This window comes from Bradyrhizobium sp. th-b2, from assembly GCF_000426785.1.
Classification (GTDB): Bacteria; Pseudomonadota; Alphaproteobacteria; order Rhizobiales; family Xanthobacteraceae; genus Bradyrhizobium; species Bradyrhizobium septentrionale.
Genome location: NZ_AUGA01000068.1, coordinates 1 through 14,320 on the forward strand (window position 1 = coordinate 1; position 14,320 = coordinate 14,320).

Here is a 14,320-nt window from a genome sequence, read left to right on the forward strand (position 1 = left end):
CGCCTCGTCGACGTCCACGCCGGCACGCACGACGACCTCGCCAATGGCAATCTCAATCACTGTGCCTGCCACAGACGCCACCACGCCCTCGCAACTCGAGTGCCGCGAGCGATAATGCCGCTCGGCCCGAGCATCACGGCGCCAAGCGAACAGCTGCGACGGGTGAATGCCGATCCGGCGGGCGATCGCCGAGACGCTCGCGCCAGGCTCCAGCGCCTCTGTCACAATTTGCGCCTTGAACTCGTCCGACCAGCGTCGGCGAAGCTGCCGCGGCGCTCCCTCAAGACGGTCGGCGACCGCTTCGATCATATGGAAGGTTCTAGTTCCAGAACTAGGCGCAGACATAGAAGCTCACATCGGCTCACAAACTCAGCAGCCGATAGCCGATCGCTTACCACTCCGCCAGACGGGGTTTCTTTGCCGCTTACCAGCGTGCAAGGAGGCAGGGAGCTGAATCTAGTCGATCACTATTAGTGATGCAGGCGTTCCGCCACTTCATGCCATCAATTCGTAGCTCACAGAGCGAGCATTGTTGCGCGTGCAGTCCGGCGCTGGCGAGACGGTGCACCTTAAACTCGCCGTCTCGCTCGCATCTGAACAAGCCGATCTCTTCCCTGGAGCTTGTGCTATCGTCAGAACTTGTACGTGATTCCGCCGCTGACGAGCCATGGGTCGATATTGGCGCGGCCAGTGACGGCTATCGCATTGTTTACGGTCGCCGAGTAATCCGGCCGCAGCCACAACTTCTTCACGTCGAAGTTGAGGCCCCAGTGACGGTCAAGCATGTAATCGAAGCCGAATTGGACCGCGGCGCCAAACTGGTTGCTGATGCGCAAATCCGCCACCGCAAGCCCCGCGAGCGGCGTATTGGCTGCTGATTGGTTGAAGAATGCGGTGTAGTTGATGCCCGCGCCGATATAGGGCTTGAGCGGCCCGAAATCGGTGAAGTGATATTGCAGCGTCAGTGTCGGAGGCAATAGCCAGGCCTTTCCAACATCGAGCCCGTTGAGCGTGCCGCTACCGCTGATGTGATGGCTGGCCACGCCGAGAATGAGTTCGGCGGCAATGTTTGTTGTGAAGAAATAGGTGATGTCGAGCTCCGGTATCACTCGATCGCTGATCGACAGGCCGGAACTTGGTGACGACAGCGGCGGGGCTCCCGCGACGTTGACCGAGCTGGCTGCGCTGTCCGGCAAGACGCTGAGCACGCGCAGGCGGATCATCCACGGATTGAAGGGGGCGATCGGGGGCGATTTGTAATAGACCGGTGCCGGCGCCAGATCTGCAGCCTGTACCGAGATGCTGACGGAACTGAACGAGGCCGCGAGCGTGAGCAGCGATGCCGTCGTCAGAAGGGTTCTTGCTTTCATCAAGTTCTCCATTCCAAGTCCGCGCGAAGAGTCGCGCGAGAACCTCTGTCACACATTGCGGATGGAGAAGGATTTGATGCCGATCAAAATGGCTACGGCCGTAGCGCAATTAAGCAGCCAAGTTGCATAAGCACCACGGCCGGGAAGCGTCGTGGCGCCTGTTCATCGATATTCGACTCAATATTCTGTCTGAGCCGAACTCTACTAGGAACTGGTTATCATCTTATCGATCTGATCCAAGCCAGATGAGTCATGGGGCGATGGAGGCGGTCTAGCTGCAGCGGCCTCTTACACACCGTGAGCGCGAAAGGGTTGTGTTCACACGGAGCGCAACATGGGCTCCGCTGTGTTACAGACGAGCCACTCACACTTGCTTGTCGGCGAAAAGCGTGTCGGCGGTCCCTGAAGGATTCGGAAGGCGACAACGTCGCTCTTCGCGTCAGTTTCCGCACGATAGCATTCATCATCTCATTACATCTGGAGACAGCCTGGGGCTTTTCCTTCGTGCGGACATCTCTCGAGATCATCTTGCGTCTTCTGGCCAAGCATCGACAATACGGGCTCGTCATCGAATCCGGCGTATCTTGCACCGTCGGCGTTGATCAGCGGGCGTCGGATCAGGAGCGGATCGCGCAGCATCAACGCGAGCGCGCTCGCCGCGTCGATTTCGTCGGGATTGATATCGCCCGACTTGATACGAGGCGCGGCTCGGTTGAACCAGGATGCGATCGGCTTATTGCCGAAGAAGAGGCGTAAATCCTCGGCAGTCCATCGCTCCTTCAAGATGTTCTTGGCTATCACGTCATGGCCAGCGGCCTTCAGCGCCTGCATTTGATACGCATTGGTGTCGCAGCCGGGTTTTTGATAAAAGATAATTGTCGCCGTGGCCTGCTCCTTATGTAGGTACGGCGCGCTGAACGATCGGGCCGGCGACCGCCGCGTTCCAGAGTGCATTCGACCTTTTTTGAGAACCATCCCCAAGGTCAGCGGCTTTACCACCTGCCGCGGCTCATGCCGCCGACCGACTTGGCCTCCTCGGGCGTTTGCAAACGACCAAGATCCGGACATTTTGAAATTGAGCCGCTAACTCATCGATGAGCTCCTTTCGGTCTCGGAAAGAAGGCACCGAGCAGGAGTGCATTTGGCGTCAACCCATGGGTGACGCTTGAAAGGCGTCTTGGGCGGTAAGCTCGTGCGCCCCGATCTGGTTCATGCTGCATTGAATTGCAGGTCGCGCGGCAGATCGAACACCACCGGCGAAACACTACCTGCAAGGTTTCGCCGCCGACATCCTCACTCTCCTCCGATCGTCGACAAGGGGCTTGCAAGAAGAGTAGCAAGGTCCGTTCCACACATGATGCATCGGACAAGCGCGCCAGACCGGCTTTTCCGGTTGATTGGTTCTGGCCACTTGTTGGTTTCCTTACAGCTGCGCAGATCCTGTCAGGTCCAAAACAGCCAGGATCACGCATCGGCTCGCTGGCGGTTTTCAAAACGTAATCAGAAGCTTAATGTGCGCGGACAGGCGTTGGCATGGTGGTTGCTAATGAGCGGTAGCAACACTGAGTGAGGGCTGAGTGCACGCCGACGCTTAAGACGAGCGATGCGCTCCTTCCCTTGAACCCGTGTGCCCCGTTTCTGAACGAGAACAAGCTGGCGCGTACGAAGCGCGGAACTTTGGCAAATCGGTTGATGGAGAGCAATATGTCTTCACTGAGACAAATCGCGTTCTACGGAAAGGGTGGTATCGGCAAGTCGACCACTTCACAGAACACGCTGGCGGCGCTGGCCGAGATGGGTCAGAAAATCTTGATCGTAGGGTGCGACCCTAAGGCGGATTCGACCCGCCTGATCCTGCATGCCAAGGCGCAGGACACGATTTTGAGCCTTGCAGCGAGCGCCGGCAGCGTGGAGGACCTCGAGCTCGAGGACGTGATGAAGGTCGGCTACAAGGACATCCGCTGCGTGGAGTCCGGCGGTCCTGAGCCAGGGGTCGGCTGCGCCGGCCGCGGCGTCATCACCTCGATCAACTTCCTGGAGGAGAACGGCGCCTATGAGAACATTGACTACGTCTCTTACGACGTGCTCGGGGACGTCGTTTGCGGAGGCTTTGCGATGCCAATCCGCGAGAACAAGGCCCAGGAGATCTACATCGTCATGTCCGGGGAAATGATGGCGATGTATGCCGCAAACAACATCTCCAAGGGCATCCTGAAATACGCCAATTCCGGCGGCGTGCGGCTGGGCGGCCTGATCTGCAACGAGCGGCAAACCGATAAGGAGCTGGAACTGGCGGAGGCTCTGGCCAAGAAGCTAGGCACTCAGCTGATCTACTTCGTGCCGCGCGACAATGTGGTGCAGCATGCCGAGTTACGCCGCATGACGGTGCTGGAGTATGCGCCCGAGTCGCAGCAGGCCGATCATTATCGCAATCTCGCGAAAAAGGTTCACAACAATGGCGGCAAGGGCATCATTCCGACCCCGATCTCCATGGACGAGCTCGAGGACATGCTGATGGAGCATGGTATTATGAAGCCTGTCGACGAATCCATCGTCGGCAAGACCGCCGCCGAGCTCGCGGCCTCGTAAAGGTCGCGAGTCGCGGCCTTGTGAAGGCGCGCGACGGATGCCGGTCTCCTCACCTCCCCATCCGGGAGACCGGCATTCTGACGAACGACCGTGACCAAGATCAGGATGGGGCAGAGCAAACCAGATCGTGGAATCCATCGATTCATGTCCGAAGCGCACTTTCTTCCTTTTGTGGCTGCTTGTGCCGTTGATGCGAGCAGCCGGATGCACAGAGGAATTGCAACCTACCGTCTGCTCACCGGTGTGCCTCCTGAAGATGCCGACATTGCCACTGACAGTAATTTCGATTGCCATGTCCTGGCGTCTATTCTGGCGGTTGCCTCGATGGATGGTGGCCCTCTTCCCGAGAAGGCGGGCCTGTCCGGCCACGAGCTAGCGGCCTTGCTGGAGCAGCACTTTCCCTCGGTAGGGGTCAAGCTCGTGGAGCGGCTCCTGTCGGTCGAGTGCGATGAGAACGACGAGATCGCAATGGTGCGCGATCTTTTGCTCAAGCAGCGCTCGACGGAAGGACATATCGGTCGCTGGCTGGCCGCGATGATCGCGCGCCGCGCCATTGAGCCGGACCACCTGTGGGAAGGCTTGGGATTACGCAATCGTGCCGAACTCTCTCGGCTGCTCAGCCGCCACTTCGCGCCGCTCGCCGCGCGCAATATCAACAATATGCGCTGGAAGCGCTTTTTCTACCGTACGCTGTGCGAGGATGAAGGCCTCGTAATGTGCACGACGCCCGTCTGTACGCAATGTAACGACTTCAGCCTCTGCTTCGGCGAGGAAAGCGGCGAGAGCCGGTTGGCCGAGCGCCGGCGCGACTTTCTGTTGCAGGCGGCTCGCCCGGTTGTCCGCGGCGACTGGCCCATCTGAGTTGCCACAGGAATCTTCGAACGCCTCGTCCGGATTTGGCGGTTCGGAGAGGGGGGGGCTGGCTAGCGCCACTACAACGCGAGCCCATCATGTATCCAAGGCGATGCCGCGCCCAAGCGCTCCGCGACAGGTCCTGTATCCCGGCGCTCTGCAGTCGCGTTCGAATTGAGCATGGCAACAAGCAAGGTGAGGCGTCTTTTCATCGGTGCTGAGTCGTCACCGGCGAGCCCGTGGGCCGCGGTATTGTGGACGCAGCTTTCCAGGGCCAGGCTTTGGCCGTGGAGAGCAGCCGTGCGAGCTAAGGCCTGCAGCAGGATCGTAGGTGCTGCCACACCTCGCCGAACGTCGACGAACTAAGCCAAGGGAGATTTTTGCAATGAGCAACTCATGCTCGCCAGCCGGGATCCTGGATCGGCTCAGCAAGGCCTCGTCGGCGGAAGAGTTCTTTTCGCTGCTAGGCGTCGATTACGAGCCGAAAATCGTCAATGTTGCGCGCCTTCATATCCTAAAGCGCATGGGACAATATTTTGCCAAGGAGCAGTTCGCCGGTGCCGCAGAGCCGGAGATCAGAGCTCGGTGCAAAGCGTTGCTGGAGCACGCCTATGCCGATTTCGTGGCATCGTCACCGATCGAGCAGCGAGTGTTCAAGGTCTTAAAGGAAGCCGTCGCAGACCCTAACAAGTCGGTGGCGTTTGTCCCGTTGAGTGCGCTGAAGTGATTTCGTGCTCCACTGCGGTGTGGTTTGTCCCACCTGGCCGGGTGACGGTGTCTTGTACAGCCTTCGTCTTCATTCAAATCAACCCCTCTGCAGCCTGACGCGAGCCGCGCTGTCGTATTCCCGACCCATGTCTGAGCTGCTGCTCGTGCCCGCGGTGTCAGGGGCCATTTTAAGTGTCTTCCAAGACGTTGCCTTCGCGCGAAACTCCATGGTTCTTGCGACTGGTACGACACTTGCTGTTGTTCTGCCGATCCCGTCTTCGATGCCGACAGATGGTGGCCGTCCGAGATGAGATTTGAAGGAGGACCTATGACGTCGCTTCTACTATCCGCCGAGCGCTGCGGCATGATCTTATGGCTCACCCCAATGCCGTTCGAAATAGCCTTTGACGCGACCGAAGCCGGCATGGACCGCGAGATGGTGGTCAATGGGTAAGTCACCCGTCCACGCTACGCCCGGAGCGGGTATGCACATGGTCGTCCGCATCGCGCAGGCCTCCGATCATGCGCAGATCCGCATCCGCTCCATGGCCGATGGCAAGATGCGTCAAGAAACGGGGCCAACGTCGGCTCTAACGGGGCCAACGTCGGCTCTTATGAGTTGTCGGCGCCGGAGGCAGGGCAGGGATTGCGTGACAGGAGCGGTGGCCAGATCCCTCTGGCCGTCAGAGTCAACGCGGAGCGCGGGGCCGAAAGCGAGACGCCGGTATTGCGCGATCACCGGACTGACTGACCCAAGGTTGGCAGCGGCCGGTCAGATTGACCGCGGCGGCCTGGCCGCCGCGGTGGCGCTCGTCGAAGGGAGCGCGCAAGGAACCAAGGTCGAGCATCTCTGCGAAGTCTCGCCCGTCCGCTACGTCTACCGCGGCGGCGCGTCTCGCCGCGATGGTGGGGCGCGCCGAACGGACGAGCGGCCGGCCAGGCACTGACCAAAAGTGATCTTCCGTTGAGCGAAGTAGAAAGCAATCCTGTGGTGCGTGCGCGCGTTATTTTGAGAGGATCTAGAGCATGAGCAATGTCATAAAAACGAGCACGCTGGCGGCTGGCGGCCGAGCGGCAGCGAAAAAGGAACTGCCGGAGCACTTTAAAGCATATAGGCATGTCTGGGTCTTCGTCGAGCAGGAGCGCGGCCAGGTGCATCCGGTATCCTGGGAGCTGATGGGTGCGGGGCGCAGGCTCGCCGACAGGCTGAAGGTGAATCTAGCTGCGGTCGTTATCGGCCCGGAGGGACAGCCCACGCGTAACGCCGCGCTTGAATCCTTTTGCTATGGCGCAGATCTGGCTTATCTCGTGAGTGACAATGTCCTGTCAGATTATCGCAACGAGTCCTATACCAAAGCGCTAACCGAACTCGTCAACACCTACAAGCCGGAGATTCTGCTATTGGGTGCGACGACACTCGGTCGCGATCTCGCAGGTTCCGTGGCGACGACCTTGTCGACAGGGCTCACTGCCGACTGTACCGCGCTCGACGTCGACACCGATGGTTCGCTTGCAGCGACGCGTCCGACCTTTGGCGGCTCGCTGCTCTGCACGATCTATACCTTGAATTATCGTCCGCAGATGGCAACCGTTCGCCCGCGCGTCATGCCGATGCCAGAGCGTGTGGTACGCGATGCCGCTCGTATCATTATCCACCCACTTGGCCTCGTTGAAGACGATATCGTCACGAAAGTGCTCTCCTTCATCCCCGATCGCGATTCGGAAACGTCCAATTTGGCCTACGCCGATGTCGTGGTTGCCGGCGGCTTGGGGCTGGGGTCGCCTGACAATTTTCGGCTGGTGCGCGAGCTCGCAACTCTGCTTGGCGCCGAGTATGGCTGCTCGCGTCCTCTGGTGCAAAAAGGATGGGTTACGTCTGACCGGCAGATCGGCCAAACCGGCAAGACCATCCGGCCAAAGCTCTATATTGCTGCCGGAATTTCCGGCGCGATCCAGCACAGGGTCGGTGTGGAGGGGGCGGATCTGATCGTCGCCATCAATACCGACAAGAACGCGCCGATCTTCGACTTCGCCCATGTCGCGATCGTCAGTGACGCCCTGCATCTGCTACCGGCGCTGACAGCTGCGTTTCGGGCGCGGCTTTTGCCGAATTCCCGTGCTCGGATCGCAGTCTAGAGGAGACAATGATGATTGAGGAGAGGTTCGATGCGATCGTGGTCGGAGCGGGTATGGCAGGCAATGCGGCGGCCTTGACCATGGCCAAGCGCGGCCTGAAGGTGCTGCAGCTCGAGCGGGGCGAGTACCCCGGATCGAAGAATGTGCAGGGCGCGATCCTCTATGCGGATATGATGGAGAGGCTGATCCCCGAGTTTCGTGAGGAAGCGCCGCTCGAACGTCATCTGGTCGAACAGCGGTTCTGGCTACTGGACGATCGCTCCCACGTCGGCATGCACTACCGCTCGGATGACTTCAACGAGGAGCGGCCGAACCGCTACACGATCATACGCGCGCCGTTTGACAAGTGGTTTTCGTCGAAGGTGCGGGAGGCCGGGGCGACCGTGTTGTGCGAGACGACAGTCACCGAGCTCGTGCGAGACGACCGTGAGAGGGTTGTGGGAGTTCGTACAGATCGCGGCGGCGGCGAAATACATGCCGACGTTGTCGTGCTGGCCGAGGGTGTCAATGGACTGCTCGGGACGCGCGCTGGCCTGCGCGCGCGGCCGACACCCAATAACGTCGCGCTCGCGGTGAAGGAAATGCACTTTTTGCCTCGCGAAACCATCGAGGCACGTTTCAATCTTAAGGGCGATGAGGGCGTCGTGATCGAGGCGGCCGGAACCATTTCTCGCGGCATGACCGGAATGGGTTTCGTCTATGCCAACAAGGAATGCATTTCGGTCGGCATCGGCTGTCTCGTCGCCGATTTCCAGCGCACCGGCCAGACACCCTACGGCATGCTCGATCATTTCAAGCAGCATCCGTCCGTGGCACCGCTGATCGCAGGTTCTGAAATCAAGGAGTATGCGGCGCATCTCATTCCCGAAGGCGGCTACAAGGCAATCCCGCAGCTCTACGGTGATGGGTGGGTAGTGGTGGGGGACGCGGCGCAGCTCAACAACGCCATCCATCGTGAGGGTTCCAATCTTGCGATGACCTCAGGCCGCATCGCGGCGGAAGCAATCGCCGAGATGAAGTCGCGCCGCGAGCCCATGACGGCGAAAAATCTGTCGCTCTACAGGAAGATGCTAGCCGATTCCTTCGTGATCAAGGATCTCAAGAAGTACAAGGACTTGCCCATGCTGATGCACACCCATTCGCAAAACTTCTTTCTTACCTATCCGCAGCTCATCTCCAAGGCGATGCAGAACTTTGTGCGCGTCGATGGGACGCCGAAGCTTGAGAAGGAGAAGGCGACCCTGAAATCCTTTGTCAAGGCGCGGTCATGGAGGGGCCTGATCGGCGATGCGTCTCGCTTTGCTCGCGCCTGGCGCTGACCGCCAATAGTGTGAGGTTCAGCAATGGAAGGTCAAAGCATGAATGTCGAGCCCTCGGTGCGCGTCGAAGACAAGCTGTATTACAACCGATATCTTGTCGACATCGGTCACCCCCACGTCAAGGTACGCGCGCACACAACGCCGTCGGCGGAACTGCTTGCGCTCTTGAAAGTCTGCCCCGCACGATGCTACGAACTCAACGACAATGGACAGGTTGAGGTAACCGTCGATGGTTGCATCGAGTGCGGCACCTGCCGCGTGATCGCCGAGCCCACCGGCGACATCCAATGGAGCCATCCGCGCGGCGGGTATGGGGTGTTGTTCAAGTTTGGCTGAGAGTGAACGAACACAGCAGTATGATCGCCATGTAAAGGAGGATCTCGCCGCCACAGTTGCGCATTCCGCCTCTCTGCACGGGTTCAAGTTCGAACGAGGCGCGCACCTCGAGAGGACACCCCACAAGACAGACATTGCATCGGGATATCACGATCACTCGGGATGCGCGTAGGAATGGTTGTGGCGCCACTGAACTGCGCCACAAAGGTGTCGAACCGGTCGAAAGGGAGGAATCAGCCGGTCGCCTAAGGGGGAGTAGACCCTGCGGCCTCGATAGCAACTGCCACTGACTGCACGATCGCGGCAAAGCGCACGGCGGTCTGATGGCTTCGGAACTTACGCCAGCGGCCCGCAGCGTCTTCTCGTGGGCGTCAATACAGGCACCGCAGCCGTTTATAGCCGAGACCGCCAACGACCGCTCCGGGATTGCCGATCACGTTCATGCGCAGCCGTGGTTGCATGGTGTTGGAGACAAGGTGAACGAAGCGGTAGTAAGCGTTGTTCATTGCCATCACAGAAGCGGCGGATTTCGCGGCGGCGATTGCCTCAGGCGTCATCACGGCGGCCGCAGCCGATTCCATCGCGGCAACAAGGGCCGCATTGCGGGTGGCAATCGCGGTCGCGAGCATCAGGCCATATTGTCGCTGCGGCGAGAGCGTCTCATCGGCCACCAAGGACGTCAGATTGAGCCTGACGTCCTTGGCACAATCGGGAATCTTCTCGTGCAATTGCTCGATCGACGACATGGGGCCTCATGCAACCTTCAGGGTTTCGCCGCCGACTTCGCGGTTGCAGGGACAGAGCTCGTCGGTTTGCAGCGCGTCCAGAACGCGGAGTGTGTCCTTTGGGCTGCGCCCGACATTGAGATTAGTCGCATAGACGTGTTGGATTGTGTTGTCGGGGTCAACGATAAAGGTGTAGCGATAGGCGACACCCTCGGGTGAACGCACGCCAAGGCCATCGACCAGGGCCCCCTTCGTGTCGGCAAACTGCCAGATCGGTAGGTTGTGAAGGTCGACATGTGAGCGTCGCCAGGCGAGCTTGCAGAACTCGTTGTCGGTTGAACCGCCCAGTACGATCGCATCGCGGTCGGCGAATTCCTTGGACAGCCGGCCAAACTCGGCGATTTCGGTTGGGCAGACGAACGTAAAGTCCTTGGGATAAAAGAAGATGATCTTCCACTTTTCTGGAAAGCTTGTTTCTGTCAGCGTCTCGAACGCACTCTGTCCTTCTTCTTCTTGCACTTGAAAGCCGGGCTTCACGCCTGTGACTTCGAACGGCGGCAACTGATTTCCAATTCCGAGCATGCTGTCCTCACGAGTTTGTTTTATAATGATCGTGCCTCACCGGTGAAGCAAGCTATATGCCATCCGTTCTCAAGACCCGATTGCTGAAACGACGCCAACTAGTGACGTGGCTGCGTGCATTTGATCCACGTTTCGATTGAATCTCACTCTCGCTTTCAATCATGCTTTGCGGATGCGCGATGTTCGCGTCGCTTGGAGTATCGGTTAGGGCCATGCTATGTGGCGATTGGGTTGCCGCGGTTCTGAAGATCCGCAGCCAGTGCACGGTCCGGGTTCGACGACTGCAGCAAAGACGGCAATCGGACCTGAACTTCGACGATCCGTCTTCGATCGACAGGCACTGCAAAACCGACTGAGGGGGTGATGCTAGCGTCGACCGGGTAAAGCACGCGCGCAGCTTGTCGAAGTGCGGCTTCTTGCCGATCAGGGTCCGCAATCAGCACGTTCACAGAGCATCACGGTGGCTCACAATGTAGGGCGGACGCCGGAGCTAAGCTTGCTTTCGTTGTCGGCGAAGCAGCCCGACGGGTGATTTCGGGGTCAACATATCCGAACTACACACATACGTCATCAAGCTGTCCGGTATCATAGCGCCCAAATGGCCGCAGCCGCGACTAACCGCCCGGGCGGCGCGCTGGCGGGATGGAGATATCGCGCCACCATTCCTCGACACTAGTAGCAACCTACCAATGTCCCCAGCGAAAGTTCGCCAATCAGCAAGACATGTTCTTGGAACGGCCGTCAAGAGTGGCACACCGCGGGTGATGGCCTCTGTGAATTCGGCGCGCAGGCCGTGGCCAACGGCTTCTTGTCTGGCAAATTTGCTGATCACCAGGAGATCGACCTTGTCGCAAAGCGCCCGGGAAACGACAGCTTCGGCTTCGGCAAGTCCAGTCGTATTTAGATTACAGGACGTAGCTCCGCTGCCGAGTGACTGGTAAATCGAGATCTCTTGCCCCGTCGCAACGTCCACTGCAAGCATAGGTGCGTACCGTTTGTGGCCCAGAAGCGACGCTGGACGATGCGGCTGACGCGTACGGCTTGCCGCGCAAGATCCTGAACGAAATCGGCGAGCAACCTGTCGACGTCGTCTTTCGGCCGGTAGAAAATCGCAGCCACAGCATTCGGATCGATTTCTTCAAGGTTGCCGATCATGGCCGTGGTCCGATTTCTGTTTGTTTCTCGCGTCGACACTTACCTGTCGAACTTCTCCTGCCGGTGTGGAAGGCGTTATGAGCAACCGCTCGGGGAGCGCGGCCGGCAAGGCTCGCGCGACCTCGGCGAATACGTCCGTTCCATTGCTAAGCCCTAGTTCATCAAAGGAGCGGCGTGTGATGCGGGCCAAAAGTGGCACGCCCGAACGGCCAGTTTCGAGAGCCAGAACCAACGTGACCTCAGCTTCGTCGAACGGCAGAGAGGCCTTGATGCGTGCCGGAAAGATATTGAGCATGGAACTTGCGCGCGGGGCCTCGCGCGCGATGCTGACGTCGCTGGCTGCGATGCGCAGCCGGAGCTGCGCGCCTGGTCTTAAGGGCGGTCCAGGTATCAACAGACGCGCACCTTTGAGGCGGAGGATGATCAGCCCATAGCGCCCGTCATAGCCGCCGACTACGGTGTCGATGCAGACCGCCGCTTCGCCGCGCCCGGCAAGCGCTGGATTGCTCTGCATGGCATGCAGGGGACCGACCGCAGTCACAACGCCATTTTTCATCATGACGAGATGATCAGCAAAGCGCTCGATGTCAGCCATGTCATGGCTGATATAGATCATCGGCAACGTGAGCTGTTCACGTATGCGCTCGAGAAATGGCATAATCTCGCGCTTGGCGGGGCGGTCGAGCAAAATGAGCGGGTCATCCAGCAAAAGTAGCCGGGGTTGGGCCAACAGCGCGCTGCCAAGGGCAAGCCGCTGTCGCTCGGCGCCCGAAAGGTGTGATGGCGAACTGTCAAGCAGTGACGCCAAGTCGAGCAATTCGACAACACCATCAAAGTCGATCAGTGCTGGCTTGGATTGTTTCGCGTTATACAAAAGGGTACGCTTGACGGATAAATGGGAAAAAAGGACCGGTCGGTGGAATACATACGTGACGGGACGCAGATGGGGCGGCCGAAACGTGGTCTCGTCCTGCCAAATCTCGCCATCGATCGCGCAGAATCCGCTCGGTAGACGCTGAAAGCCGGCGATGCAGCGCGCGAGCGTGGTCTTGCCGCACCCAGGGGGACCGAAAACGGCCGTGACACCTTTGGCTGGTACGCTGAATTGTGCATCTAGGGGGACTCTTGCGAGAGAGCCGTTGAAGGCGACTTCGATACGGCCAGGTTTTGCGTCTCTCACTTGCCTGCACCTCTGCTGTAGCGATCAATCACGGTCACGGGCGGAATGGCCGCAAGGGAGATGATCACCATGCCGCCGACAATCCAGTCTGTTTGGTTCCAGCGCGGCGTCTCCGCCCCCGGGGAGGCCACAAGGTGCGGCCGCTGGATTGCAGATTGACGGTGTTACGACAGCCGGCATCTTATGCGTCTCCGCGCCATCGAACATCGCGGCAATCGAACGCTCCCGCGCGCGCTTGCCGATGACACAGGTAAGGTGGGGTTCCAGTGTCGCGCAATTCGTAGCCGGGTTGGCCGGACGGAGATTATCCAATCGTTGAAATGGCACGGCTTGCGTCGTTTCGCTGTGGAGGCGTGGGCTATCGCGCCAGTTCAATACTGCCTCGCGGCTGGCAATCCAATGGCACCACAGCGTTGATAGCCGAAATAAAATGTGCGCCAGCGCCGATATTGATGGCTTCCGCTTTTTGCGGCGCAAGCAGCATCAAACTCAGATCGACCAGGATCAATCGGATAAGCCTCATTGGGACTCCGAGGGTGGTTCGCCGCGAGGAGCTTTCGACGCGGCAGCCCCTTGCTCCTCACCCAGCAATCCGCGTGCCGTTCAAAAATAGGGTGCGCGGCCTGCTCGGCTCATCGTGAACTCGCATCGGTCGGAGCACAGTGTGTGGAATGGCCGCATTGTATCGTTGGGTTTCAGACGTTCGCGTCGCCAACCGGCCATGCAGGATAGACGAAATCAAAAGCTGTAGATGCTGCGGGCTTTGCGTCGAGAAATGGGTTGGTGACCGCACGGTCGTGACGATCGCTCTTGATGCAAAAGCTTAGATTATCCAATTCGTCGCCCGATCCGGTTAACGATCTATGATGGATATCCCCGGTTGCCTCCACAGCTGATCGGGTAAGTTCTCATCGGGTTGATCTATCGCGATCCTACGGTCAGCGTAGTCCGCGCTTCCCGAAATCCTGAGGCGACTTGTTTGAGTGATTCGGCAACGGGCGCGACAAATACCTCCCATTCGCAATGGCATTCCGGACATTGGTCGCTACAGCTGGCCGACGCTGCATGCGTTTTGTGCTCCTCAGACTGGCGCCTTGTTTCAACAATGACCGATCTTGTCGTGTGACGATATCGTAATCAAAAGAACGCGGAGGTGCACTACTCGTTGGCATAGAGTCTGCACGCGATAAGCGGCGTGGAGGGAACACTGTAATGTCGGTGCTGCAGCAATCACAGGCGGATCGCGTGTTCGCGCGGCGATATGCGATGTGGTGGATTGTTTGAGGCGCTTGCAGCTCTGGCGAGCCGCCAATGTCCATCAGAACGCCGAACGGTTCTGTTCTTACCAGAGGCTAAGTGCAGGCGTCA

Annotated in this window: 13 protein-coding genes and 2 pseudogenes; 7 read left to right on the plus strand and 8 right to left on the minus strand. The window is 59.1% G+C overall.

Translation table 11 applies throughout. The annotated features are described in order from the left end of the window. The 3 genes from K359_RS0140280 to K359_RS0140290 form a co-directional block, all read right to left on the minus strand. On the minus strand, positions 1 to 309 hold a 309-nt coding region (locus K359_RS0140280), incomplete at its 3' end, for a transposase (RefSeq protein WP_029084284.1). Positions 310 to 632: 323 nt separating this feature from the next. After that, positions 633 to 1,382, minus strand: coding sequence for an OmpW family protein (locus K359_RS0140285; RefSeq protein ID WP_029084285.1), 750 nt, complete (start codon positions 1,380 to 1,382; stop codon positions 633 to 635). 459 nt (positions 1,383 to 1,841) lie between these two features. Continuing rightward, positions 1,842 to 2,246, minus strand: coding sequence for an ArsC/Spx/MgsR family protein (locus tag K359_RS0140290; protein WP_029084286.1), 405 nt, complete (start codon positions 2,244 to 2,246; stop codon positions 1,842 to 1,844). A gap of 828 nt (positions 2,247 to 3,074) precedes the next feature. Between K359_RS0140290 and nifH the strand changes: the two genes are divergently transcribed. The 7 genes from nifH (at position 3,075) to K359_RS0140330 (ending at position 9,310) form a co-directional block, all read left to right on the plus strand. Then, on the plus strand, positions 3,075 to 3,959 hold the full coding sequence (gene nifH / locus K359_RS0140295) for a nitrogenase iron protein (RefSeq protein ID WP_029084287.1): 885 nt from the start codon (positions 3,075 to 3,077) through the stop codon (positions 3,957 to 3,959). A gap of 144 nt (positions 3,960 to 4,103) precedes the next feature. Next, entirely contained in the window at positions 4,104 to 4,820 is a 717-nt protein-coding gene (locus K359_RS0140300) for a nitrogen fixation protein NifQ (protein ID WP_245284874.1), read from the plus strand. 376 nt (positions 4,821 to 5,196) lie between these two features. Next, entirely contained in the window at positions 5,197 to 5,538 is a 342-nt protein-coding gene (gene nifW / locus K359_RS0140305) for a nitrogenase stabilizing/protective protein NifW (RefSeq protein ID WP_029084289.1), read from the plus strand. 309 nt (positions 5,539 to 5,847) lie between these two features. Further along, positions 5,848 to 5,973 (plus strand): hypothetical protein, encoded by a 126-nt coding sequence (locus K359_RS65950; protein ID WP_256375202.1) that lies wholly within the window; start codon positions 5,848 to 5,850, stop codon positions 5,971 to 5,973. A gap of 572 nt (positions 5,974 to 6,545) precedes the next feature. Next, the gene (locus K359_RS0140320) at positions 6,546 to 7,655 is read left to right on the plus strand and encodes an electron transfer flavoprotein subunit alpha/FixB family protein (RefSeq protein ID WP_029084291.1); all 1,110 of its coding nucleotides are present in this window, start codon (positions 6,546 to 6,548) and stop codon (positions 7,653 to 7,655) included. 11 nt (positions 7,656 to 7,666) lie between these two features. Next, complete coding sequence (locus K359_RS0140325; RefSeq protein ID WP_029084292.1) at positions 7,667 to 8,974, plus strand: FAD-dependent oxidoreductase; 1,308 nt, start codon at positions 7,667 to 7,669, stop codon at positions 8,972 to 8,974. A gap of 39 nt (positions 8,975 to 9,013) precedes the next feature. Beyond that, a complete protein-coding gene (locus tag K359_RS0140330) occupies positions 9,014 to 9,310 on the plus strand; it encodes a ferredoxin family protein (protein WP_029084293.1) in 297 nt (98 codons plus the stop codon). Positions 9,311 to 9,555: 245 nt separating this feature from the next. Here the strand turns inward: K359_RS0140330 and K359_RS54670 are convergent. From K359_RS54670 to K359_RS62135, 5 genes and pseudogenes are all read right to left on the minus strand, one after another. Then, positions 9,556 to 10,056 (minus strand): annotated as a pseudogene (locus K359_RS54670) (carboxymuconolactone decarboxylase family protein). Between the two features lie 6 nt (positions 10,057 to 10,062). Further along, complete coding sequence (locus K359_RS0140340; RefSeq protein ID WP_029084294.1) at positions 10,063 to 10,617, minus strand: peroxiredoxin; 555 nt, start codon at positions 10,615 to 10,617, stop codon at positions 10,063 to 10,065. A gap of 490 nt (positions 10,618 to 11,107) precedes the next feature. Then, a pseudogene (locus tag K359_RS66385) lies at positions 11,108 to 11,772 on the minus strand (DUF2478 domain-containing protein). Further along, positions 11,756 to 12,952 (minus strand): molybdenum ABC transporter ATP-binding protein, encoded by a 1,197-nt coding sequence (gene modC, locus K359_RS54680; protein WP_084518682.1) that lies wholly within the window; start codon positions 12,950 to 12,952, stop codon positions 11,756 to 11,758. Before modC ends, K359_RS66385 begins: the two are co-directional and overlap by 17 nt. 358 nt (positions 12,953 to 13,310) lie before the next feature. Continuing rightward, on the minus strand, positions 13,311 to 13,475 hold the full coding sequence (locus K359_RS62135; RefSeq protein ID WP_156928932.1) for a hypothetical protein: 165 nt from the start codon (positions 13,473 to 13,475) through the stop codon (positions 13,311 to 13,313). Positions 13,476 to 14,320: the final 845 nt, after the last annotated feature.

Bases quoted from the DNA above. Each gene is read 5' to 3' on its own strand.
- K359_RS0140285 (WP_029084285.1), bottom strand. From the start codon at position 1,382: ATGGAGAACTTGATGAAAGCAAGAACCCTTCTGACGACGGCATCGCTG.
- nifH (WP_029084287.1), top strand. From the start codon at position 3,075: ATGTCTTCACTGAGACAAATCGCGTTCTACGGAAAGGGTGGTATCGGC.
- K359_RS0140300 (WP_245284874.1), top strand. From the start codon at position 4,104: ATGTCCGAAGCGCACTTTCTTCCTTTTGTGGCTGCTTGTGCCGTTGAT.
- nifW (WP_029084289.1), top strand. From the start codon at position 5,197: ATGAGCAACTCATGCTCGCCAGCCGGGATCCTGGATCGGCTCAGCAAG.
- K359_RS65950 (WP_256375202.1), top strand. From the start codon at position 5,848: ATGACGTCGCTTCTACTATCCGCCGAGCGCTGCGGCATGATCTTATGG.
- K359_RS0140320 (WP_029084291.1), top strand. From the start codon at position 6,546: ATGAGCAATGTCATAAAAACGAGCACGCTGGCGGCTGGCGGCCGAGCG.
- K359_RS0140325 (WP_029084292.1), top strand. From the start codon at position 7,667: ATGATTGAGGAGAGGTTCGATGCGATCGTGGTCGGAGCGGGTATGGCA.
- K359_RS0140330 (WP_029084293.1), top strand. From the start codon at position 9,014: ATGAATGTCGAGCCCTCGGTGCGCGTCGAAGACAAGCTGTATTACAAC.
- K359_RS0140340 (WP_029084294.1), bottom strand. From the start codon at position 10,617: ATGCTCGGAATTGGAAATCAGTTGCCGCCGTTCGAAGTCACAGGCGTG.
- K359_RS62135 (WP_156928932.1), bottom strand. From the start codon at position 13,475: ATGAGGCTTATCCGATTGATCCTGGTCGATCTGAGTTTGATGCTGCTT.